The organism is Micromonospora sp. DT231 (assembly GCF_049847025.1).
Classification (GTDB): Bacteria; Actinomycetota; Actinomycetes; order Mycobacteriales; family Micromonosporaceae; genus Micromonospora.
This window is the reverse complement of record NZ_JBNCNO010000001.1, coordinates 648,092-669,385: the sequence shown is the minus strand read 5'-3', so window position 1 is coordinate 669,385 and position 21,294 is coordinate 648,092. Positions and strand designations below refer to the sequence as shown.

Sequence of the window (21,294 nt, the reverse complement as noted above, 5' to 3'; positions counted from 1 at the left end):
CGGGCTCAGCGGCTGGTCAGTGCGGCTCGCGCCTCGGTCATGCCCTTGTTGGCCAGCCCGTCGGCCCGCTCGTTCTCCGGGTGGCCGTTGTGCCCCTTGACCCACAGCCAGGTGACCTCGTGCCGTTCGCAGGCCGCCTCCAGCCGCTGCCACAGGTCGGCGTTCTTCACCGGCTGCTTCGCGGCGGTCCGCCAACCGTTGCGCTTCCAGGACGCCAGCCAACTGGTGATGCCGTTGCGCACGTACGTGCTGTCGGTGTGCAGCTCCACGGTGACCGGCCGGTTCAGGCTCTCCAACGCCTGGATGGCCGCCATCAGCTCCATCCGGTTGTTCGTGGTCGGCGTGGCCTCGCCACCGCACAACTCCCGCTCGTGGTCGCCGTAGCGCAACAGCGCGCCCCAACCGCCCGGCCCGGGGTTGCCACTGCACGCCCCGTCGGTCCAGATCTGCACGCCCCTGCCGGCCGCCGCGTCCACCATGCCCGGCAACCTACCGGGCGGTGACGTCGTCCTCCCCGCTCGGGGGGCCGGCACGCCGGGGCGACGCCCCGCCCACGGTGCCCGAGGCCCGCCCCCGGTGCCCCGCCTGCGGTGCCCCGCCCACCGTGCCCCGCCCACGGTGCCCCACTGGCGGGGCAGCTCTACAGGCGGCGCAGGACACGACGCCGGTCAGGTCCCACGGGTCGCTCCACCCGCGCCGGGCTCCGCGCCCAGCGGATCCCCCACCACCGCGGGCGGGACTGCCGGCGCCGGACGGGTCGGGCGCAGCCGGTCGAGGGCGCGGTGCGCCGCGTCTCCGGCGGTGGCGGCGATCATCGGCAGCAGCCGGGTCGAGTTCATGATCGCGACCTCCTCGGCCGGGGTGGTGACCCCGTCGAGGAAGCGCAGCACCCGCTCGGCCGGGTTGCGGTCGAAGAGCCGGTCGAAGAAATCGGGGCCGCCGACCCCGCCCCGGTCCAGCGCTCGCAGGGCCACCGCGTCCATCCACAGGTGCCGGCGCGGGTACGCCGGCTCGGGCATCGGCGCGCGGCCCGCCGCGAGGGCGCGGGCCACCTGGTCGGCCTGGCGGTACATGGCGGAGAACGTGAAGCCGGTGGAGGGTCGGGTCGCGCCGCCGGCCGTACCGAACCGGACCACCCGAGGCGAGGGCCGGGCCGGGAACGGCGCGTCGGTCATCGGGATCACCCCGTTCTCCACCTCGCGCACCCGCAGCCCGGCCGGGTCCAGGCCGAGCAGGTCGCGGTAGCCGGCCAGCGCCGCGTCGTACCCGGCGTCGGTGAGCAGGTCGGGCGAGAACTCGGTGTACTCGACCAGGGCGTACCTGTCGCTCACCGGGAGCACGTACCCGAACGAGACGCCTCGGCGTGGCTGCGGGGTGCGGAAGTCCATCAGCACGGCGCGCGCCGGGTCGAACACCGGCCGGTCGGCCTCCAGCCACCACCCCCGGAAGTGCTGCAACCAGGTGGTTCGCCCCGCTCGCGCCGGCGGGCGGGGTCGGGAGTCGAGCACCCAGGCCGCCCGCACCACGCGCCCGTCGCCGGTACGCACCAGCACCCGCGTGCCGTCGTCGGTCACCATCTCGGCGGGGGCGACGATCCGGGTGGCACCGAGGCGACGTTCGGCATCGGCAGCCCGGTCGTAGACCGGGCCGGAGCGGAGCATGGCGTACCGCAGCGGGGTCAGGTCCAGGACGCGGCGCCGGGCCGTCGTCGCCACCTCGACCTGCTGCCAGCTCGCGCTGAGCAGCGGGTCCAGGTCGGTGCCCGGGTGGCCCCAGAACGCCCAGGTGCGGTCCTGACCGCGTCGGCGGACCGGATCGACGACGGCGATGCGCAGGTCCCGGACGCCGTGCCGGTCCAGCGCGGCCAGCAGCAGCGAGGCCGCGCCGCCACCGCCGAGCAGCGCGAGGTCGACGTCGAGCGGCGCGGAATCGGTCACCCGCACCACGCTGCCACACCGCAGCCCGCCGCCACCCGCCGCACCACTCAGGGCACGGGCGTGCGCTGCTGCTCGACCGCGGGCGGGTCGGCATAGGCGCGCGTGACCGCCGCGCGGTCGAAGACCCGCCAGGTGGCGGCGGCGACGCCGATGGCCACCACCAACCCGACCCAGTACGGCGCGGTGATGCCGAACCGGGCGGCGAGCACCCCGCCCAGCAGCGCGCCCACGCAGTTGCCACCGGCCGCCACGAAGAGGGTCGTGCTGGCCACCCGCCCCTGCAACGCCGGCGGGGTGAGTCGTTGGCGCAGGGAGTTCGCCACGATGTTCCACAGCGCGCCGTGCACGCCGAAGGCGAAGAGCGCGAACCCGACCACGATGGTGCTGCGCGACGCGGCCAACGCCAGGTGCAGGCCCGCCTCGACGAGCAGGCCGATCCGGATCGTCCAGGTGGCGCTGATCCGGGCGATGATCCGGTCGCCGAGGAACGCGCCGAGCACCCCACCGGCGGCCATGCAGGTGAACAGCAGGCCGTAGCCGACGGAGGAGAGTCCGAGCCGCTCGCCGGCGAGCAGCACCAGCACCGCGAGCGCGGCGGTGAGGGTCACGTTGAGCAGACCGATCAGCACGGCCATCGTGCGCAGCAACCGCTGGTTCGCCAACCACCGCAGCCCCTCGACGATCTCGCCACCCATCGAGCGGGTACGGCGTTCGCCCGTCTCGCCGGCCGATCGCCGTGGCCAGGACGGCGAGCGCGACCACCCGGACCAGGTCGATGACGATCATCAGGCGGCGCCGGTCCATCCGGTCCACCAGCACCCCGCCGGGCAGGGCGAAGAGCAGCCACGGCAGCCACGCCACGGCGGACGCCCCGGCGACCACGAGCGGGTCGTCGGTACGCGACGCGACGAAGAGCGGCGCGGCGACGGTGGCCAGACCGCTGCCCAGGGCCGACAGGGTCGTCGCCGCCCAGAGTCGGGCGAACGTCGTTCCCAGACCAGCTCCCACGTTCGGTGTCACGGCGAGCGAACCTACCAGCGTCTCGGCCGGCGACCACGGCCTTTATCCACCCGTCCGGCCGGTCGCGCCCACCGGCTCGTGGACAGCCGACGCCATACCTCGCCATCGACCCAGGGACGACAGCTCGCAGCTCTCCCCGCCTTCTGGTGGACACGTGACGGCAACGAGGAATTCTCATTTTCACCTGATCGAGGACCCAACCCACCTAGTGTTGGGCACACCGGTGCTAGTCACGGAGTTGGCCACCCGAACGACGTCCCACGCAGTCAGCGGACGAAAAGTGAGGGAAGACGCGTATGAAGGTCTCAACAGCACTCTGCTCGGCGGCGCTCGGCGTGGGCCTCGGCACGCTCCTGCTGCCAGGCGCCGCACTGGCCGACACGACCGTGTCACCGGCCACCACCCCGGTCGGTGGGACCGTCGTGCTCACCGCGACGACCTGCAACCCGAAGTCGGGTGACGCCCTCTTCCGGGTCACCGGCCCCAACCGCGACCAGAACGTCCGATCCACCACGGCCGCCGCCGGCGGCGGGCTGAGCGCCGAACTCTTCACCGCCGGATTCACCCTGGGCACGTACACGGTGGCCGCGACCTGCGGCGACGGCAGCTCGGCGGGCACCGCGACGTTCACCGTCACCCCGATCGGCGGCGCGCCGGCCGGCTCCGGCGGTGACCGCCGCGACACCGGCGCTCTGGCCGCCGGCGGCACCCTGCTCGGCACCGCCCTCGCCGGCGCGGTGGTCCTGATCCGCCGGCGACGCCCGGTGTCCACTGTCGCCTGATCGGCGACTGCTCCATCCCTGAGGACGGGTGCCCGCACCGGTGACACCGGCGCGGGCACCCCGACGATGCCCTACGGAGGTGTGCCCACGTGTGGTGGCGGCGGACCCTACCGGCCGTGGTGGCCCTGCTCGGAGTGACCGGGCTGGGGCTGATCACCGTCGGCCTCACCGCCGACCCGACGCGGCCACCACCACCGCCGGCCGACGCGCCGAGGCGCACCCATCCCGCGCCGGACCTCGCGCCGCTGCCCCGCGCCGCGCCGGTCCGGGTGCGGATCCCCGCCATCGACGTACGCGCGGAGGTCGTTCCGGTCGGCGCGGACACCGCCGGGGTGCTGGAGGTGCCGCCACTTGACAAGCCCACCCTCGCCGGCTGGTACCGGCACGGGGTCAGCCCCGGCGAAACCGGCAACGCCGTCCTGGTGGGACACGTCGACTCCCCCGCCGGACCGGCCGTCTTCTTCGACCTCGGCCGGCTGCGCGGCGGCGCGCAGATCCAGATCACCCGTGCCGACGCGCAGGTCGCCACGTTCACCGTGGACGACGTCCGCGCGTACCCGAAGGAGCACTTTCCCACCACGCTCGTCTACGGCCCGGCGGACGCCGCCGGGCTACGCCTGATCACCTGCGGCGGCCGGTTCGACGCCACGACCGGCAACTACGTCGACAACGTCGTCGTCTTCGCCACCCGCACCGCCTGAACACCGTCGCCCGCCTGTCGGGCGCCCGACCCCGCTCGGCAGAATGCGGTGGCACCATCCCCGGCGGGCACCGTGACCGGGGCGGTGCGCGGGCGACGGGGAGGCACGCGGTGGATCAGCGACCGGTACGGGACCGGGCGGGTCGAGGCGTACGTGCCCTGGCCCGTCGACTGCTCGGCCGGGTCGAGGGCGACTCCCCCACCCCGCGCCGGTCCAACCCGGACGCGGTCGTCGACTGCGCCGTCTACATGGACGGTCGGCGCGAGCCCGGCCAGCGGCACTACGCCGACGCGTACGCCCGGGCGCGGCACGGCCGCAACGCCTTCGTGTGGCTGGGTCTGCACGACCCGGGGCCGGCCGTGCTCGCCGCGGTCGGCCGGACCTTCGGCCTCGACGAGCTGACCGTCGAGCAGGCCCTCGCCGACGGGCACCGACCCACCGTGCAGCAGCACGGGCCGGTCACACTGCTGGTGCTGCGCACCGCCGGGTACGTGGAACACGACGAGCTGACCGACACCTCCGAGGTGATCGACACCGGCGACGTGATGGTGCTGCTCGGCGACCGGTTCGCCATCACCGTGCGGCACGGCGCCGCCGGGGCGCTGCGCAGCGTCCGCGCCGACATCGAGCGCCGTCCCGCCCTGCTGGCCACCGGGCCCTGGGCGGTGGCGTACGCGGTCTGCGCCCGGATGGTCGACACCTACCTGGAGGTGGCCGGGCACGTGGAGCGGGACCTGGAACGGGTCGAGGAGGCGGTGTTCGCCCGCGACCGCGCTGTCGACATCCAGCACATCTACCAGCTCAAACGGGAGGTGGTGGAGTTCAAGCGGGCGGTGCTGCCGTTGCAGGCTCCGATGCGGACACTGCTCGACCCCGACGGCCCGCCACGCGCCCTGCACCGCTGGTTCGTCGACGTGGACGGCCGGCTGGCCCGAGCCGTCGACCGGGTCGCCGCGTACGACGACCTGCTCACCTCGATCGTGCAGTCCCGGTTGGCGCAGCTCGCCGTCGAACAGAACAACGACATGCGCAAGATCGCGGCGTGGGCGGCCATCGCGGCCACCCAGACCGGCATCGCCGGCATCTACGGCATGAACTTCGACCACATGCCGGGGCTGGCCTGGCGGCACGGCTTCGCCGCCTCCCTCACCCTGATGGCCGTTGTCGCCCTGGCCCTGTACCGCCTGTTCCGCCGCTCCGGCTGGCTCTGACCCCACCCCACCCCACCCCAGCCCGGCCCGGCCCAGCCCGGCCCGGCCCAGCCCGGCCCGCCGATCTTGCACTTTCTGTCGTCGTTATGCCTCTTTTGCCCCTTATGCCGCGACCGAAAGTGCAAGATCGCGGGAGAGGCGCGGTACGGGGCCGCTCGGCCGTACGGCAGGATGGCGACGTGGGTAAGGGTGCGGGACGACGGCGGGCGAACGCCACGACGGGACGGGTGTGCCCGTGCGGCTCCGGCCAGGCGTACGCGGACTGCTGTGCGCCCGTGCACGACGGCGACGCGCAGGCACCGACCGCCGAGGCGCTGATGCGCTCCCGGTTCAGTGCCTTCGCCCTCGGCGACACCGGCTACCTGCTGCGCAGCTGGCACTCCTCGACCCGGCCCGCCTCGCTGGAGCTCGACCCGGGGCAGCGGTGGACCCGACTGGAGATCGTCGAGACCGAGCGGGGCGGCCTGCTCGACGCCGCCGGCACCGTGACGTTCCACGCCCACTACCGCGACACGGGCAAGCCCGGCACCCTGACCGAGCACAGCCGGTTCGTCCGCGAGGACGGCCGATGGGTCTACGTCGACGGTGACCAAACCTGACCGCCGCTCGTCGGCACCTGACCAACAAGGCCGCCGAGCCGGCCACCGAGCCGCCCGCGGCCCCGTCTCCCGCGTCCGCCGCGGCGCAGACCGAGAGGATTGCCGACGGCGGCCTCCTCGGGCCGCCGCCGGGCACCTCGTCGATTCGGGTGATCAGTCCGGCAGGTCGGCGGCCAACCGGGCGAGGCCGGGGAGGATCTGGTCCCGCCAGCCGGGCCCCATCCGCGCGAAGGCGTCTCGGGACCGGGGGTCGTCGAGGTCGAATCCCGAGTGGTCCAGGAACAGCCGGGTGCCGTTGCCCTCGGGAACCAGCCGCCAGGTCAGCGCCCAGTTCTCGTTGAACGTGTAGACGAGACGCCGCTCGGGCTCGACCTCGGTGACCTCGCAGGCCACCGCTCCCCAACCGGGCATCTGTAGGTGGAAGCGGTGGCCGACGACGGCGGCGACGTCGCCCGGCACCCACCAGCGGGCGAGCAACTCCGGCTCGGTGAGGCTGCGCCAGACCTTCGATGGCGGCGCGGCGATGAACTGGTCCACGGCGATGGTGGCGGTATCTGTCATGGTCTCCTCCTGGAGCATGTCGGCGAGGCTGCGGAGGCGCTGGCGCCAGAACCGCTCGAAGGGATGGAGCCAGTCGCCCACCTGGGCGAGCGGCTCGGCGGTCAGGTGGTAGTGCCGTTGTCGTCCGCTGGGCTGGTCGTGCACGAGCCCGGCCCGCCGCAGGATCTGCAGGTGCTCCGCGACGGCGGGCCGGCTCAGGTCGAAGCTGGCGGCGAGGTCGCCTGCCGTGCGGGGCCCGTCGGTCAGGATTTCCAGCAAACGTCGGCGGACCGGATTCGCCAGCGCCAGGAAGAGGTCGTCGTCGGGCACGTCAGGAATGATGCGTCGGAGCTTCCCGACATGTCAAGAACTCCCGACATAACCTTACGTGACGGTGGCGCGAATCACTGCGACTCTCAGTCATCAGCCTTCCGCCACCGAGGGCGAGTTCGGCAGGCGACCGGCGGCGGGCCACTAGCACCAGCGCCACCACGAGGTACGCCCCGGCGGTCAGCGCGAACGCCACCGCGTTGCCGGCCGCCGTGGCGAGCAGACCGTAGACGGCGTACGCCACGATGATCAGCACGTCGGTGGCCATCCCGGCCAGGGAGGTGACGGTGGCGCGGCTGGTGCCCGTGATCCGGGCCTGGAGTCGCGCGTCGGCCAGCACGGTGGCCAACTGCGCGGCGCCGAAGGCCACCGCGAGCAGCACGAACCCCGCCGGGTGCCGAAGCAGGGCACCTCCGGCCAGTGCGACGCCGACCAGCCCCAACAGCGCGCCGTACCCTCGGCTGCCCAGCCGCTCCCCCGCCGGGGCGAGCAGCCCGCCGACTGTCACCCCGGCCCAGAGCAGCAGGAGCAGCAGGGGTACGGCCTGCGCTCCGACGCCGGTGTCCAGGGCCAGCAGCGGTGTGTACTCGTCCAGGGCACCCCAGTCGGCGGCGACCACGGCCACCAGCAGCACGGCGGCCCGTACCGGCGGATGGGTGCGGACCTGCGCCACTCCGGCGCGCAGCGTGTCCCACCACCCCAGGTCACCATCGTCGTGCGGGCTCGCGGGTGGGACGGTGTCCGGCTCGTCCGGTCGGAGTGGTGCGGCACCCACCGACCGGGCGGACAGCGCCGACTCGGGGACCGGGACGGACACGGCGGCCGGGGCGCGGTGCTCCGGGAGTTGGGTGGCGACCACCGCGGCGAGCAGGCAGGCGAGCACGCTGGCCGCGCCGATCGCCGGGTACGCGCCGGCGGCGAGCACCGGGCCGGCGAGCACTCCGGAGAGCACCACGCCCAGCACGCCCGCCGTCCGGGCCCGCCCGAGCACCCGGGCGTAGCGGCCGACCGCGCCGAGCCGATCCAACTCGGTCCACACCAGTGCTTCCAGCGCACCGGAGACCAACGCCCCGCCGGCGCCCCAGAGCAGGAAACCGACCGCGAAAGCCGGGTACGACGGCAGCGACACCCACAGCGCGTACCCGGCGGCGGTCACCAGCGGGGCGAGGCACAGCAGCAACCGGCGGGACACCACGTCGGCCCACGCGCCGGAGGGCACCTCGAACAGGATGCCGGCCGCCGACCAGATGACGAACAGCGACGAGATCTGCCCCACCGACAGCCCGGTGTCGGCGAAGAACACCACGTACAGCGGGTAGAGCAGCACGAGGTCACTGAGGAACGCGTACCCGTAGAGGGTGGTCGTCAGCCGACGGACCGCCGGGTCGGGCACGCGTGTGGCGATGTGGATCATGAGGCCTTCCCGTGGGAGTGGAGACGGACACCGGACGTGCGGTGCCCGTGGCGGCCCACGGTTTCGGCCTAGGGTGCGGGATCAATGTCGCCAGGTCATGCCGGCGATGCTAGCCGCGTCCCGCCGCGTCGGCGAGCGCTTTCGGCGTGCCCGACACCTGACAGCGGGGTGCGGTCCGTTCCGGACCACACCCCGCTGGCACCGCGGCGAATCAGCGTCGGTTCGGGTCGATCGGCGGGATGACAGTGGTGGTCTCGCTGTCGTCGCCGGCACGCTGTCCGGGCACCGCACCGCCGGCACCGGTGCTGACCACCTGGGTCGTGTCGGCGTCGCCACCCCGGCTGACCACCTGGGTCGTATCGCCACCGCCACCACCCCTGCCGACCACCTGGGTCGTGTCGGCGTCAACACCACCTCGGCTGACCACCTGGGTCGTGTCGGAGTCGCCAAGCGCGGCCGGCACCCGCTCGGTGTCCAGGTCGGCCGGTCGGGTCACGATCTGCGTGGCCTCCGGGTCGGCCGGTCGGGTCACCACCTCCGGGTCTGCCGGTCGGGTCACCACCTGCGTGGCCTCCGGATCGGCCGGTCGGGTCACCACCCGCGGGTCGGCCGGCACGGTCACCACCTGGGTGGCCTCCGGATCGCTGGCGGCCTGCGACGGCCGGACCGGGTCGGTGGCGGCGGCCGACCGCCGGGCCAGCTCGGCCTCGGCGTCGCGGCGACCGGCCCGGTAGGCGCGGGTGTGCGAGGCGATCACCTGCGACTCCTGCTCGGCACGGCTCAACCACCCCTCCCAACGGCTCTGCATGGGACGGATCAGGCCTCCGCCGACACCGACGACGAGGATCCCGCCGACGGTGGCCAGCACGGCGATCAACACGGGCGTGGTGACCGCGGTGGCCACCCCGATCTGGTTCAGCGCGGCGATGACGCCGAGGCCGAGAATGAACACCGAGGCGATGTTGGCCAGCACCCGGCCGTACGACAGCCCGCCGAGCGCGCCACTGATGATGTCCTTGACGGCATTGGCGATGGCGGCGGCGACCACGACGATGACGATCGCGACGAAGGCTCGGGGCAGCCACGAGATCACTGCGGCGAGCAGGTCGGAGATCGGGTTCGGCCCCCAGATGCCGAAGGCGAGCTGAAGGGTGAACAGGAGCACCGCGTAGTAGACGAGCTTCGCGACGATGTCGCTGGCGTCGTACCGGGAACGACTCAGCGCCCGACGAATGCCGCCGCGTTCGACGGCGCGGTCGAAGCCCACCCGCTCCAGGACCTTCTCCACGATCTTCAACACGGCCTTGGCGATCAGCCAACCAGCCACCAGGATCGCCAGGAAGGCAACGGCCTTGGGCAGGAAGAGCATCACCGAGCGGAGGGCGTCGCCCACCGCGTCGCTGACGTTGTCACTCATCTGGTCATTCCTTTACGCGCAGCCGGGGATGGTCAGTCCCCGACCTACCCTCGACCCGACGTGCGGAAACGCCAGCCACCGACGGCCCGGCCGGCTGGATCGCGGGCGCCGCCCCCTAGCGCACCGGCAAGTCTTGGCAATATTCTCCGGAGTGCGTGCGGCCACTGGAGCTACTTTTCATCCCCCCGCCGTCGGCCGCAGGAGGAGATGTCATGCACGTCGACCATTCCGAAGTGGACCGCCGGACACTGCTGCGGGCCGGTCTCGGCGCCGCCACGGTCGCCGTCGTCGGGAGCGAACTCGCCTTCCCCGCCACGGCACAGGCCGCGCCCGGCACCGACCTGGACTGGATCATCAGCTGTGACGAGTGGGCCGCCCGCCCGCCCAAGGACCCGCTGTCGGTGAGCGCCATCGCCACCAACAAGATCATCGTGCATCACATGGCGTTTCCCAACGTCACTGACTACTCCCGCGAGCAGGCGGTCACACTGGCCCACGACTGCCAGGACCTGCACATGGACGGCAACGGCTGGTCGGACACCGGCCAGCACTTCACGGTGAGCCGCGGTGGTTACGTGCTGGAGGGCCGCCGGGGCAGCCTGGAACGCCTCGAAGCGGGCGACCGGCAGATGATCTCGGCGCACTGTCCGGGTGAGAACGGCCGGGCCATCGGCATCGAGAACGAGGGCACCTACGTCACCGAGACGCCACCGAAGGCACTCACCGACTCGCTGGTCAAGCTCTGCGTCGCCATCTGCCGGCAGTACGGGCTGCACGCCTACGACATCTTCGGCCACTGGGACTTCCGCACCACCGAGTGCCCGGGGGCCGCGTTCTACCGGCAGTTCCCGGAGCTGCGGCGGCGGGTCCACGCGGCCCTCGGCACCAGGCCGGGTGACGTGCCGGCCCGCCGCTGGCCGGACCTGTGGCGCTTCGTCAACTCCCCCTCCGTCCGGGTGGTGCAGCACCTGCTCGCCTACCGGGGCTACCCGGTGACGGTCAGCGGCACGTTCGACGCCGCGACGGTGGCGGCCGTCCAGGACTGGCAGGCCCGTAACGGCATTCCGGTGGACGTGGACGCCACCCTCACCACGCCGACGTGGGAGACCCTCGCTCCGGAGCTCGACCAGCACGCCACCGGCGCGCCGGTCACGGCGGTGCAGGAAATCCTGGCCACCAAGGGGTACGCGGTCACCGCGACCGGGGCGTACGACCACGCCACCCGGGCGGCCGTGCAGGATCTGCAGGCGCTGCACGGCCTGCCCCGCAACGGCAAACTCAGCACGAGCACGTGGTGCACCGTCGTCGGCGGGTCGGTCCGCCAATCCTTCCGGCACCGCTGAGCGGTGGTGGCGGTGCGGGCGTCCCCGCACCGCCACCGGGCCTGCCACCAGCGCGATGGTGCAGCCGGGGCGGTTTGGCGCACGGCGCGGGCGGAAAGACTGCCGGTATGAAATGGGCCCGTCGAGCCGTACCCGCTGTCGCCACCGCCGTCGCGGCGCTCGCCGCGCGGGATCTGATCCAGCGCGACCACGCGCTGCTGCGCAACTTTCCGGTGCTCGGTCGCGCCCGTTACCTGTTGGAGGCGATCGGGCCGGAGCTTCGGCAGTACATCGTGGCCGGCAACGACGAGGAGCGACCGTTCACCCGTGACCAGCGCCGCTGGGTGTACGCGTCGGCCAAGCAGGAGAACAACTACTTCGGCTTCGGCACGGACAACGACATCGAGCACACCCGCGGTTATCCGATCATCAAGCACCGCACCTTCGGCCGGGCGGTGCCGCCGTCGACCCCGACCGCCGGGCACGACGTGCGGTTGCCCTGCGCGAAGGTGCTCGGCGCGGCCCGGGGGCGAGCCCGTGCCTTCCGCCCGGAGTCGGTGGTCAACATCTCCGGAATGAGCTTCGGATCGCTCTCCGGCAACGCCGTCACCGCGCTGAACAAGGGGGCCGCGCTCGCCGGCTGCCTGCAGAACACCGGCGAGGGCGGCCTGTCGCCGTACCACCGCAACGGTGGTGAGTTGGTCTTCCAACTCGGCACGGCGTACTTCGGCTGCCGCGACGAGCACGGCCGGTTCAGCCTGGACCGGCTGAAGGACCTGGTCGCCGGCGCGCCCGTGCGGGCCTTGGAGATCAAGCTCAGCCAGGGCGCCAAGCCGAGCCTCGGTGGGCTGCTGCCCGGGGCGAAGGTGTCCGCCGAGATCGCCGCCACCCGGGGCATCCCGGCTGGTGAGGACTGCGTCAGCCCCTCCCGGCACGCCGAGTTCTCCGACTGCGACAGCCTGCTCGACTGGGTGGAGCTGCTGGCCGCCGAGACGGGCCTGCCGGTCGGCATCAAGTCGGCCGTCGGCGACCTGGGCTTCTGGCGGGAACTGGCGACCCTGATGCGCGACACCGGTCGGGGTGTGGATTTCGTGACGATCGACGGTGGCGAGGGTGGCACCGGCGCCGCACCGCTGATCTTCAGCGACTCCGTGTCGCTCCCGTTCCAGCAGGGCTTCTCCCGGGTCTACAAGGTCTTCGCCGAGCACGACCTGCACGAGCGGGTGGTCTTCGTCGGCGGCGGCAAGCTCGGCCTGCCCGACAACGCCGTCGTGGCGTTCGCGCTCGGCTGCGACATGGTCAACGTGGGTCGGGAGGCGATGCTGTCGATCGGCTGCATCCAGGCCCAGAAGTGCCACACCGACACCTGCCCCACCGGCGTGGCGACGCAGAACGCCTGGCTGTCCCGAGGCCTGGACCCGGCGTTGAAGTCGGTCCGGGCGGCCAACTACCTGCGGACGTTGCGCCGCGACCTGACCAAGGTCGCCGAGGCCTGCGGGGTGGAGCACCCCGGCCTGATCGGCACGGACGCCGTGGAGATCCTGGACGGCCGCACCGGCTCCACCCCACTGCACGAGGTGTACGGCTACCAGCCGCACTGGGGGCTGCCCTCGCCCACCGACCAGGCGGAGATCGTTCGACTGATGGCGCCGGAGGGACCGCGGGGCGGCAGCGCCCCTCCGTCGGCCACCGCCGTCGGCTGAGCCACACGCTTTCCAGGTCACCTGCCGTGTCACTTCGCGCGTGGGCGGCTCGTCGGCGATTCGTCGTTTCCGACACCAAGCACGAGCCAGCCGAGCCCACTACGCCCGCCCCCTCACCCTCTGCCGACTCGTGCTGCCAGCACGTGATCGGCCTGATCCGTCCCCCATGAGAGCTACGGCCAAGTGTTCTCCACACGGGGATGATGTCGCGCGGTGGAATCCCTAGCGTTATCCGGGTCAGCAGGAGCGCCACAACGTAAAGGATTGCCGCCATGACCCGCAGCTGGTTCGTTCGGTTCGCCCTCATGATCCTCACCACGCTCGCGGTGTTCGTCGTCGCCCAGGGCATCACCACCATCCGCCGGGACGACACGACCTGGGCACTCGCGTCCGGTGTCGTCACCGCCGTCCTCGCACTGGTGGCCTATCGGTACGCCACCCGCCGGATCGAGAAGCGCCGGCCGACCGAGCTTTCCAGACCACAATGGCTGGTCCCCGGCGCCTTGGCCGGCGGAGCTTTGTTCGGCCTGGTGATGCTCGTCATCTGGCTGCTCGGCGGGGTGGGGACGGTGACGTTCAACTCCTGGATCGGCCTGGCCGCCATGACCAGCATCATGATCAACGTTGCGGTCATCGAAGAGACGCTCTTCCGGGGTGTGCTGCTGCGGATGGTCGCCGAGCGGTTCGGCGGTTGGGCCGCACTCGCCGTCTCGGCTCCGCTGTTCGGGCTGCCGCACCTGCTGAACCACGGCACCGACGTGATCGGTGCGCTCTCCATCACCGTCTGCGCCGGGCTCCTGCTCGGTGGCGCCTACCTGGCGACCGGCTCGCTATGGCTGCCGATCGGCCTGCACCTGGGTCTGAACTTCGCCGAGTCAGCGGTTTTCGGCATCGTCACCGTCGACAGCCCGCTGCCCGACTTCTCGCTCTACAACACCGTCCTGGCAGGATCCGATCTGGTCACCGGCGGAGTCGGCGGACCGGAGGCGAGCCTGGTCACACTCACCGTACTCACAGTGCCCGCGGTGGCCCTGATCTGGTACGCGGCCGCCACCGGACGGATGCGCCGTACCCCGGTCTCCACCCCCACCGAAAGCCGCCCCTTGACGAACGTCGCACGATGAGAGGGGTCCAGCTCAGCACGGACACCCGCACCAGCAACGACTACGGTGCCCTGTCGTGGCCGGGGTGATCGATACCGGCCCCCTGCTCAGGCGTTGGCGGGGCTGGGACGTCACGGTCCGGGACTCCCCCGCGGCGGTCCTGTTGCTCGTCCTGAGCGTGCCGACCCTCGCCACCTCCGGAACCCAGTTCGGCGACCTGCCCACCCGTGCGTTCGACGGGTGGGCGCTCGTCGCCGTGCTGCTGGAATGCGTGCCGATGGCCACCCGGCGACGGTGGCCGGGGGCGAGCATCATGGTGACGGCGCTGGGGTTCGGCATCGACCAGGCGCTGTCGTACCACACCATTGGGGGCACCGCCCTCGTGCTGGGAATGGTCAGCGCGGGCATCCACGTGGAACGCCACCGGCGGCCGGTGATGGCGCTGCTCACCGTCGGATTCGTCGGCCTGGCCGTGTTTCTGCACCAACAGGGGGCCTCGGACCCGTTCGTCGTGTGGCTCCTCTCCTACCTGCTGCTGGCGGCGGCCTGGGCCATCGGGTCGTGGCTGCGCTCGGCCCGCATGCTGAAGGCCGAGCGGCAGCGGCGCATCGCCGAATCGGTGCGCACGGCCGAACGCACCCGGATCGCCCGGGAACTGCACGACATCGTCACCCATCACGTAACAGCGATGGTGTACCAGGCCGAGGCGGCCCGCTATCTCGCCGCCGATCCGGCCCGCCTCGACGAGAGCCTCAGCGCGGTCACCGGAACCGGCCGCCAGGCCATCGCCGATCTGCGTCACCTGCTCGACCTGCTGAACCCCGACCACGACACCTCCGGACGAAAACCGACGATCGGATCGTTGGACACACTCCTCGAACAGACCAGGAACGCCGGACAGCCGGTGGACTTCGTCGAGCAGGGGACGCGGACGGACACGGCCGGCAGCGGCGAGTTCGTCACCTACCGGGTGGTCCAGGAGGCGCTGACGAACGCGCTGAAATACGCGCACGGCCAGCCGACGGCAGTGCGGGTGTCATACGGAGAGAAGAGGATTATGGTGCTGGTGAAGACCCTGGGAACGACGTCGACAGCGGGCCCTGGCGGATCCGGACGTGGGCTCTCGGGATTACGCGAGCGGGTCGAGACGCTGGGTGGAACATTCGACGCCCGGTTCGACGACGAGGGTTTCCTCGTCGAGGCGGAGATCCCGGCGTGATCGGGCCGGTCCGGGTGATCGTCGCCGACGACCAGGCGCTGGTGCGTACCGGGATGGTGACGATCATCGACGCGCAGCCCGACCTGTCGGTCGTCGGGGACTGTGGCGACGGCGAGAGCGCGGTTTCGATGGCTGCGGACCTGCGCCCGGACGTGGTGGTCATGGACGTGCGGATGCCTCGCCTCGACGGCATCGAGGCCACGCGGCGGATCGCGGGCGCCGGGGTGACCGATCCGGTGAAGGTGCTCGTGGTGACGACCTTCAACCTGGACGAGTACGTGTACGAGGCGCTGCGCGCGGGGGCGAGCGGGTTCCTGCTGAAAGACGCCCCACCGGCCCAACTGCTGCACGGCATCCGCACCGTCGCGATCGGCGCGTCCCTGCTCGACCCGGAGGTGACACGCACCCTGGTGGGTCGGTACGCGTCCCGCATCCGCCCCGCCGAGGAGAAAACCCTGCCCCAGCGTCGGCTGACACCACGTGAACTCGAGGTCCTGCGGTTGATCGCCGACGGGCGATCGAACAACGAGATCGCCGCCGCACTGACGATCACCCCGGAGACCGTGAAGACATTCGTCTCCCGCATCCTCACCAAACTCGACCTGCGGGACCGGGTTCAGGCCGTCGTCTATGCCTACCGCAACGGAATCGTCACCTAGTGCCGCGACAGGCAGCCTTGAACGGGTAATCGGGGTGGCGGATCTTGGATCCGGTAGCTCAGGTCCAGGGCGGCGATCATGTGTGGCACCCCCGGTCGAACCACCGACGCTCCGAAGCCGCAGCCGAACCCGCCATCATCCCCACGTCACGTCGACGCCTGATCGGGGATAACGCGTGGAGCCGCTGTCGACGACACCCGTATCGTGGCGCGGTGCTGATCAGACGCGAGACGCCCGCCGACATCGATGCCATCCGGGCGGTACATGCCGCCGCCTTCGCCAAGGCCACGGGCGATGGCGCGGCGGCCCCGGCAACACCGGCCCAGGCAACACCGGTCGAGGCATTCCTTGTCGACTCGCTGCGCGCCGACGAGGGCTGGCTGCCCGCGTACTCCCTGGTGGCGACCGATTCGGACGGCCGGGTGGTGGGGCACGTGGTGGCCACCCGCGCCCGGGTGGCCGGCGACCCGGTCGCGGTGGGCCTGGGTCCGCTCGGCGTGTTGCCGGAGTGGCAGCGGCGCGGCGTCGGCAGCGCGTTGATGCACGCGGTGCTCGGCGCGGCCGACGCCCGCGACGAGCCCCTCGTGGTGCTGCTCGGGCACCCCGACTACTACCCGCGCTTCGGGTTCCGGCCCGACGTCGAGGTGGGGATCACCCCGCCGCAGCCGTGGGGTCCGCAGTACTTCATGGCCCGACCCATGAACGCCTGGCGCGACTCGATCCGGGGCGAGTTCCGCTATGCCCGCCCCTTCGACGACCTGTGATCGCCCCGCGCATCCGCCGGCGGCGCGCCACCGACCTCGACGGATGCGTCGCGGCGCTCGCCGAGGTCCACCGGGTCGACGGGTATCCGCTGAACTGGCCCGCCGACCCACACCGCTGGCTGCGCGAACCGCACCCGGCACGCGCCTGGGTCGCCATCGCCGCCGACGCCGGCTCGGACGCCGGCACTGACACCGACTCTGGCACCGGGGCGGCAGTTGTCGGGCACGTCGCCGTGCACCGGCTGCCCGGCCCGGCGAACGGGCTGCCCGCCCGACCGACGGCCGAGGTCGCTCGCCTCTTCGTGGTGCCGGCCGCCAGAGGGTTGGCGCTGGGCGGCGCACTACTGGAGCGGGCACGGCAGTGGGCGAGCGCGCGCGGGACCGATCTGGTGCTCGACGTGACCACCGGCGACGCCGCGGCCATCACCCTCTACGAGCGCACCGGATGGCGGTGCACAGGTGTCAGCACCGCACCATGGACCGCCCCGGACGGCGGTCCGGTGTCGCTCCGCCGCTACACGCTGCGCGCCGACGCCACCCCGGCCATCGCCGCGAGGCGGCGGGCGAGCAGGCCCGCGGCCTCGCGCAGCTCCGGCGGCTCCAACACCTCCACCTCGTAATCCAGGCGTGCGAGGTGCGCGGCCAGCCAGTCCAGGCTCTCCCCGCCCACGACCAGCACGCACCACCCGTCGCTGTCGTCCTCGACGCGCCCCACCTGGGGCGGCACCAACGCCCGTACCCGGTCGGGCTGGGCGTGCACCCGCGCGCGGGCCACATACCGGTACGGCGCTCCGGTCACCGACCGCTGCACGAAGGCGACCGGATCCGGGTGGTCGCGCGCCCGGAACCGCCACGTCGTCGCCTCCGCGCCGCCCATCCGGTCCAGCCGGAACGTACGCCAGTCGTCGCGGTCGACGTCCCAGGCCATCAGGTACCAGCGGCGGCCTGTCGTGACCATCCGGATCGGCTCGACGGTCCGTTCGTTCTCCCCGCCGTCGCGGGCGGCGTAGCTGAACCGGACCCGCACGGCGTCGCGACAGGCCCGTGCGAGAGTCACCAGCAACTCCGCGTCGATCTCGGCCACCGGACCGATCAGTGTCTCCGTGGAACCGTGCACGGCCCGCACCTCGGCGCGCAGCCGCGACGGCATCACCTGGTCGAGCTTCGCGAGCGCGCGCAACGCCGCCTCGCCCGCACCGGCGACCGTGCCGCCCGAGGCGAGCCGCAGGGAGACCGCGGTCGCGATCGCCTCCTCGTCGTCGAGGAGCAGCGGCGGCAGCCGGGTGCCCGCGCCGAGTTGGTAGCCGCCGCCCACGCCCGCCGTCGCGTACACGGGGTAGCCGAGCACCCGCAGACGCTGCACGTCTCGGCGCACACATCGGCTGGTGACCCCCAACTCGGCAGCGAGTTCGGTGGCCGTCCAGGACGGTCGCCGTTGCAGCAGCGCCAGCAGCCGAAGAACCCGCTCGGTGGTCGCCTCGACGCTCATGCGCCGATCGTTGCACGAATAGCGGAACGACCCTGTCCGCTATCCGCGAGAGGCTTCAGATCATGACCGACAACGACCAGGAAACAGGGAGCTGACATGGCCCGCGACATACAGATCACGTTCGACTGCGCCGACCCGGGCGCACTGGCGACCTTCTGGGCCGAGGCGCTCCGCTACCAGGTGCAGGCGCCCCCCGGAAACTTCGAGTCGTGGGACCAGGCGCTGGAGGCGATGGGTGTGCCGCCGGAGAACCGCAACGACGCGTCGGCGGTGGTCGACCCCGACGGCTCGGGGCCCCGGCTGTTCTTCCAGCGGGTCCCGGAGCCCAAGCAGGTCAAGAACCGTGTGCACGTCGATGTGCGGGCCGCTCCCGGGCTGGAGGGGGACGAGCGGATGGCGGCCCTGGAGGCGGAGGCGGACCGGCTCGTCGGGCACGGGGCCACAAGGCTCAGCCGGCATGAGCCCGCTCCCCCGCTGGGGGCCGGCCACCTCATCATGGCCGACCCCGAGGGCAACGAGTTCTGCCTGGACTGAACCGCGGCGTTCACCCAGCTCACCGCGGTCGTCGCCGGACGCCATGCGAACATGTGTACGTGTCGTCCGGCGCCCACATCCTGCACGCCGACCTGGACGCGTTCTACGCGTCGGTCGAGCAGCGTGACGACCCACGCCTGCGTGGGCGGCCGGTCATCGTCGGCGAAGGCGTGGTCCTCGCGGCCAGCTACGAGGCGAAGGCGCGGGGCGTACGCAGCGCGATGGGTGGCCAGCAGGCGCGCCGGCTGTGCCCGAACGCGATCGTGGTGCCGCCCCGCATGTCGGCGTACACGGCGGCCAGCCGTGCGGTCTTCGAGATCTTCCGACAGACCACCCCGCTTGTCGAGGGGCTCTCCATCGACGAGGCGTTCCTGGACGTGGGTGGCCTGCGGCGGCTGGTCGGGTCGCCGGCCGAGATCGCCGAGCGGCTGCGCCGGGAGGTGTGGGCACGGGTCCACCTGCCGATCACGGTGGGGGTGGCCCGCACGAAGTTCCTGGCGAAGGTGGCCAGTGGGGTGGCCAAGCCGGACGGGCTGCTGGTGGTCGCACCGGACGCCGAGGTGGCGTTCCTGCACCCGCTGCCGGTCGAGCGGCTGTGGGGCGTCGGCCCGGTCACCGCGGCGACGTTGCGGGAGCACCGGATCCGCACCGTCGGCGAGGTGGCCCGGCTGGGCGAGGCCGCGTTGGTGTCACTGCTCGGGTCGGGCGCCGGGCGGCACCTGCACGCCCTGGCGCACAACCGCGACCCCCGCCCGGTGCAGGTCGGCCGCCGTCGCGGTTCGATGGGCGCGCAACACGCGCTGAGCCGGACGCCGCACGACCCGGCGGAGTTGGACGCCATCCTGGCCGGTCTGGTCGATCGGGTCTCGCGACGGATGCGGGGCGCCGGGCGGGCCGGACGCACGGTGATGCTGCGGCTACGTTTCGGCGACTACACCCGGGCGACCCGCTCGCACACGGTGGGCAAGGCGACCGCCGACACGACGCCGCTGCTCGCTGCCGCGCGGGCGCTGCTCCGGGCCGCACTGACCGAGATCGATCGCCGTGGTGTGACGCTGATCGGTGTGTCGGTGGGCAATCTGGACGACAATCCGGTGCAGCCGGAGCTGCCGTTCCACCGCGACCCGGGCGCGGAGCTGGATGCGGCGGTGGACGCGGTGCGCGACCGGTTCGGATCGGCGGCGCTCACCCGCGCGGTGCTGCTCGGCCGGGGCCCGGCCGTGGAGATGCCGCTGCTGCCGGATTGACCGATCTGCGTGCGGTGTCCCGGCGACCGCTGCGACCGGAGACACATCACAGCAGGTCGGCGGTTTAACCCGCGGCTGACGGGTGACCCTTGTGGGGTACAGCCTGACAAGGGGGGACCCGCAATGTCCGACGACGACACCAGCAACCGACCGAGCCGCCGCGCCGAGCGCCCGCACGACGTGACCGACCCTCTGCTGTGGCAGCTGGCGATCGACGTGCTCAGTGCCCACGAGCCGGACGACGAGGGTCACTGCCGCAACCTCCAGTGCGCCGGGCAGTCCTGGCCGTGCGCGGCCCGCAACGGCGCCGAGCAGTCGCTGCGGCTGGCCCGCAGCACCCCCGACTCGGTCGAGATGACAATCGACGGCGACGACAGCGACGAGGGTGCCACGGGCTGGCCCGGGGAGAGCGCCGCACCCCGCTGGGGCTGGAACGCCGGCCCGGTCGCGTCGCACCGGGGACCGAAGGCGTCCGCCTCCGCGGCGTGACGGCGTCCCCCCGGGTACGAACGCTTGGGCTGATCCGCACCACACGCACGAACGCTCGGCCGGTGACCCGGCCGGGCGTTCGGCCGTGGTGGCGGAACCGCGCCGTTCAGCTCTCGTGGCGAAGCCACGCCGTTCAGCTCTCGTGGCGAAGCCACGTCACGATGCGCCGCAGCAGTTCCACGTGCCCCGGCGACTCGTACGACCGGGGGTCGTGACCGAGCGCGTCGTAGACGACCCGGCTGCTCCCGACCGTGCGCGCCCAGACGAGCGGGTGGGTGGTGCCGCCCTCGTCGTGGACGTAGAGGGTGTCGACGTCGACGCCGTCGAGCAGCTCCAGGTCGGTGTAGCGCTCGTCGTAGACCTCGAAGTCCCCTAGACCGGTAGTGATCGGGTGCTCGACGTCGGCGCGTCGGATGAGGGTCGACCCGATCGGCGGGTGGAAGGTCCGGCCGCGGTCCCAGGCGGCCCCGACCGTGGACCGCCAGGTCGCGAGCTGGGGAAACGCGATGGTCGCGCTGTGCAGGGCGAGCAGGCTGCCGCCACCGGCCAGGAAGTCGTCGAGGACGCGGCCGAACTCCTCGTCCTCCGCGATCGGGGTGGTGCGGTCGGCGCTGGCGTTCACCACCAGCAGGCGGGCGCCGTCGAGTGCGGTCGCGAGTTGGTCGACCGTGGTCACGATCGCCACCTGGCCCCTGTCGCCGACGAGGTTGGCGACCGCCGCGCTCGTCTCGGCCAACGCGTGCCAGGCATCGGCGTGTGGGCCCTCCCCGCTGAAGATCACAGTGTCGACCGGCATGACCGCGCTCCATCCATC

The 21,294-nt window shown here is 72.3% G+C and carries 21 protein-coding genes and 2 pseudogenes; 14 read left to right on the top strand and 9 right to left on the bottom strand.

Annotation, left to right across the window (positions count from 1 at the left end):
• Positions 1-5: 5 nt before the first annotated feature.
• The 4 genes and pseudogenes from rnhA to ACPXBU_RS02870 form a co-directional block, all read right to left on the bottom strand.
• On the bottom strand, positions 6-479 hold the full coding sequence (gene rnhA / locus ACPXBU_RS02885; protein WP_030491933.1) for a ribonuclease HI: 474 nt from the start codon (positions 477-479) through the stop codon (positions 6-8).
• A gap of 189 nt (positions 480-668) precedes the next feature.
• Entirely contained in the window at positions 669-1,937 is a 1,269-nt protein-coding gene (locus ACPXBU_RS02880) for a lycopene cyclase family protein (protein ID WP_425756689.1), read from the bottom strand.
• A 47-nt stretch (positions 1,938-1,984) separates the two neighbouring features.
• Positions 1,985-2,632, bottom strand: a complete 648-nt coding sequence (locus ACPXBU_RS02875) for an MFS transporter (protein WP_425756162.1) — start codon at positions 2,630-2,632, stop codon at positions 1,985-1,987.
• A 103-nt stretch (positions 2,633-2,735) separates the two neighbouring features.
• Positions 2,736-2,945, bottom strand: a pseudogene (locus ACPXBU_RS02870) (MFS transporter); the annotation flags it as partial.
• 308 nt (positions 2,946-3,253) lie between these two features.
• Between ACPXBU_RS02870 and ACPXBU_RS02865 the strand changes: the two are divergent.
• From ACPXBU_RS02865 to ACPXBU_RS02850, 4 genes are all read left to right on the top strand, one after another.
• On the top strand, positions 3,254-3,739 hold the full coding sequence (locus ACPXBU_RS02865) for a hypothetical protein (RefSeq protein WP_393369004.1): 486 nt from the start codon (positions 3,254-3,256) through the stop codon (positions 3,737-3,739).
• Between the two features lie 89 nt (positions 3,740-3,828).
• Entirely contained in the window at positions 3,829-4,440 is a 612-nt protein-coding gene (locus tag ACPXBU_RS02860; RefSeq protein ID WP_425756160.1) for a class F sortase, read from the top strand.
• 110 nt (positions 4,441-4,550) lie between these two features.
• Positions 4,551-5,651, top strand: coding sequence for a magnesium and cobalt transport protein CorA (locus tag ACPXBU_RS02855; protein WP_425756158.1), 1,101 nt, complete (start codon positions 4,551-4,553; stop codon positions 5,649-5,651).
• Positions 5,652-5,830: 179 nt separating this feature from the next.
• Positions 5,831-6,250 carry a YchJ family metal-binding protein gene (locus ACPXBU_RS02850; RefSeq protein ID WP_425756156.1) on the top strand — a complete coding sequence of 140 codons (420 nt, stop codon included), beginning with the start codon at positions 5,831-5,833 and terminating at the stop codon, positions 6,248-6,250.
• A 153-nt stretch (positions 6,251-6,403) separates the two neighbouring features.
• Here the strand turns inward: ACPXBU_RS02850 and ACPXBU_RS02845 are convergent, their stop codons facing one another.
• The 3 genes and pseudogenes from ACPXBU_RS02845 to ACPXBU_RS02835 form a co-directional block, all read right to left on the bottom strand.
• Positions 6,404-7,120 (bottom strand): metalloregulator ArsR/SmtB family transcription factor, encoded by a 717-nt coding sequence (locus ACPXBU_RS02845; protein WP_425756155.1) that lies wholly within the window; start codon positions 7,118-7,120, stop codon positions 6,404-6,406.
• 133 nt (positions 7,121-7,253) lie between these two features.
• A pseudogene (locus ACPXBU_RS02840) lies at positions 7,254-8,534 on the bottom strand (MFS transporter); the annotation flags it as partial.
• Positions 8,535-8,745: 211 nt separating this feature from the next.
• On the bottom strand, positions 8,746-9,951 hold the full coding sequence (locus tag ACPXBU_RS02835; protein WP_425756153.1) for a mechanosensitive ion channel family protein: 1,206 nt from the start codon (positions 9,949-9,951) through the stop codon (positions 8,746-8,748).
• A 212-nt stretch (positions 9,952-10,163) separates the two neighbouring features.
• Between ACPXBU_RS02835 and ACPXBU_RS02830 the strand changes: the two genes are divergently transcribed.
• The 7 genes from ACPXBU_RS02830 (at position 10,164) to ACPXBU_RS02800 (ending at position 17,341) form a co-directional block, all read left to right on the top strand.
• Positions 10,164-11,294, top strand: coding sequence for a peptidoglycan recognition protein family protein (locus tag ACPXBU_RS02830; RefSeq protein WP_425756151.1), 1,131 nt, complete (start codon positions 10,164-10,166; stop codon positions 11,292-11,294).
• Positions 11,295-11,401: 107 nt separating this feature from the next.
• Positions 11,402-12,976 carry a glutamate synthase-related protein gene (locus ACPXBU_RS02825; protein WP_425756149.1) on the top strand — a complete coding sequence of 525 codons (1,575 nt, stop codon included), beginning with the start codon at positions 11,402-11,404 and terminating at the stop codon, positions 12,974-12,976.
• 272 nt (positions 12,977-13,248) lie between these two features.
• A complete protein-coding gene (locus ACPXBU_RS02820; protein WP_393368980.1) occupies positions 13,249-14,100 on the top strand; it encodes a CPBP family intramembrane glutamic endopeptidase in 852 nt (283 codons plus the stop codon).
• A gap of 64 nt (positions 14,101-14,164) precedes the next feature.
• Entirely contained in the window at positions 14,165-15,298 is a 1,134-nt protein-coding gene (locus tag ACPXBU_RS02815) for a sensor histidine kinase (RefSeq protein ID WP_425756687.1), read from the top strand.
• Positions 15,295-15,957: a response regulator gene (locus ACPXBU_RS02810; protein ID WP_393368977.1), complete on the top strand. Its 663-nt coding sequence runs from the start codon at positions 15,295-15,297 to the stop codon at positions 15,955-15,957. Before ACPXBU_RS02815 ends, ACPXBU_RS02810 begins: the two co-directional genes overlap by 4 nt.
• Before the next feature lie 212 nt (positions 15,958-16,169).
• A complete protein-coding gene (locus tag ACPXBU_RS02805) occupies positions 16,170-16,721 on the top strand; it encodes a GNAT family N-acetyltransferase (RefSeq protein ID WP_425756147.1) in 552 nt (183 codons plus the stop codon).
• Positions 16,718-17,341 carry a GNAT family N-acetyltransferase gene (locus ACPXBU_RS02800; RefSeq protein ID WP_393368972.1) on the top strand — a complete coding sequence of 208 codons (624 nt, stop codon included), beginning with the start codon at positions 16,718-16,720 and terminating at the stop codon, positions 17,339-17,341. Before ACPXBU_RS02805 ends, ACPXBU_RS02800 begins: the two co-directional genes overlap by 4 nt.
• Here the strand turns inward: ACPXBU_RS02800 and ACPXBU_RS02795 are convergent.
• Positions 17,236-18,210, bottom strand: a complete 975-nt coding sequence (locus ACPXBU_RS02795; RefSeq protein ID WP_393368971.1) for a helix-turn-helix transcriptional regulator — start codon at positions 18,208-18,210, stop codon at positions 17,236-17,238. The genes ACPXBU_RS02800 and ACPXBU_RS02795 overlap by 106 nt on opposite strands.
• 96 nt (positions 18,211-18,306) lie before the next feature.
• On the opposite strand from ACPXBU_RS02795, the gene ACPXBU_RS02790 reads away from it, so the two are divergent.
• The 3 genes from ACPXBU_RS02790 (at position 18,307) to ACPXBU_RS02780 (ending at position 20,480) form a co-directional block, all read left to right on the top strand.
• Positions 18,307-18,744, top strand: a complete 438-nt coding sequence (locus ACPXBU_RS02790; RefSeq protein ID WP_393368968.1) for a VOC family protein — start codon at positions 18,307-18,309, stop codon at positions 18,742-18,744.
• Between the two features lie 59 nt (positions 18,745-18,803).
• Positions 18,804-19,991, top strand: a complete 1,188-nt coding sequence (gene dinB / locus ACPXBU_RS02785; protein WP_425756143.1) for a DNA polymerase IV — start codon at positions 18,804-18,806, stop codon at positions 19,989-19,991.
• Positions 19,992-20,114: 123 nt separating this feature from the next.
• Positions 20,115-20,480, top strand: coding sequence for a hypothetical protein (locus ACPXBU_RS02780; protein WP_393368965.1), 366 nt, complete (start codon positions 20,115-20,117; stop codon positions 20,478-20,480).
• A gap of 133 nt (positions 20,481-20,613) precedes the next feature.
• On the opposite strand, the gene ACPXBU_RS02775 is transcribed toward ACPXBU_RS02780, so the two are convergent.
• Positions 20,614-21,276, bottom strand: coding sequence for a ThuA domain-containing protein (locus ACPXBU_RS02775; protein ID WP_425756141.1), 663 nt, complete (start codon positions 21,274-21,276; stop codon positions 20,614-20,616).
• Between the last annotated feature and the right edge of the window lie 18 nt (positions 21,277-21,294).

What these genes read in the sequence shown, in the direction of transcription:
- ACPXBU_RS02790 (WP_393368968.1), top strand. Translation starts at nt 18,307, where the DNA reads ATGGCCCGCGACATACAGATCACGTTCGACTGCGCCGACCCGGGCGCA.
- ACPXBU_RS02825 (WP_425756149.1), top strand. Translation starts at nt 11,402, where the DNA reads ATGAAATGGGCCCGTCGAGCCGTACCCGCTGTCGCCACCGCCGTCGCG.
- ACPXBU_RS02830 (WP_425756151.1), top strand. Translation starts at nt 10,164, where the DNA reads ATGCACGTCGACCATTCCGAAGTGGACCGCCGGACACTGCTGCGGGCC.
- ACPXBU_RS02865 (WP_393369004.1), top strand. Translation starts at nt 3,254, where the DNA reads ATGAAGGTCTCAACAGCACTCTGCTCGGCGGCGCTCGGCGTGGGCCTC.
- ACPXBU_RS02795 (WP_393368971.1), bottom strand. Translation starts at nt 18,210, where the DNA reads ATGAGCGTCGAGGCGACCACCGAGCGGGTTCTTCGGCTGCTGGCGCTG.
- ACPXBU_RS02835 (WP_425756153.1), bottom strand. Translation starts at nt 9,951, where the DNA reads ATGAGTGACAACGTCAGCGACGCGGTGGGCGACGCCCTCCGCTCGGTG.
- ACPXBU_RS02780 (WP_393368965.1), top strand. Translation starts at nt 20,115, where the DNA reads ATGTCCGACGACGACACCAGCAACCGACCGAGCCGCCGCGCCGAGCGC.
- ACPXBU_RS02775 (WP_425756141.1), bottom strand. Translation starts at nt 21,276, where the DNA reads ATGCCGGTCGACACTGTGATCTTCAGCGGGGAGGGCCCACACGCCGAT.
- rnhA (WP_030491933.1), bottom strand. Translation starts at nt 479, where the DNA reads ATGGTGGACGCGGCGGCCGGCAGGGGCGTGCAGATCTGGACCGACGGG.
- ACPXBU_RS02875 (WP_425756162.1), bottom strand. Translation starts at nt 2,632, where the DNA reads ATGGGTGGCGAGATCGTCGAGGGGCTGCGGTGGTTGGCGAACCAGCGG.
- ACPXBU_RS02820 (WP_393368980.1), top strand. Translation starts at nt 13,249, where the DNA reads ATGACCCGCAGCTGGTTCGTTCGGTTCGCCCTCATGATCCTCACCACG.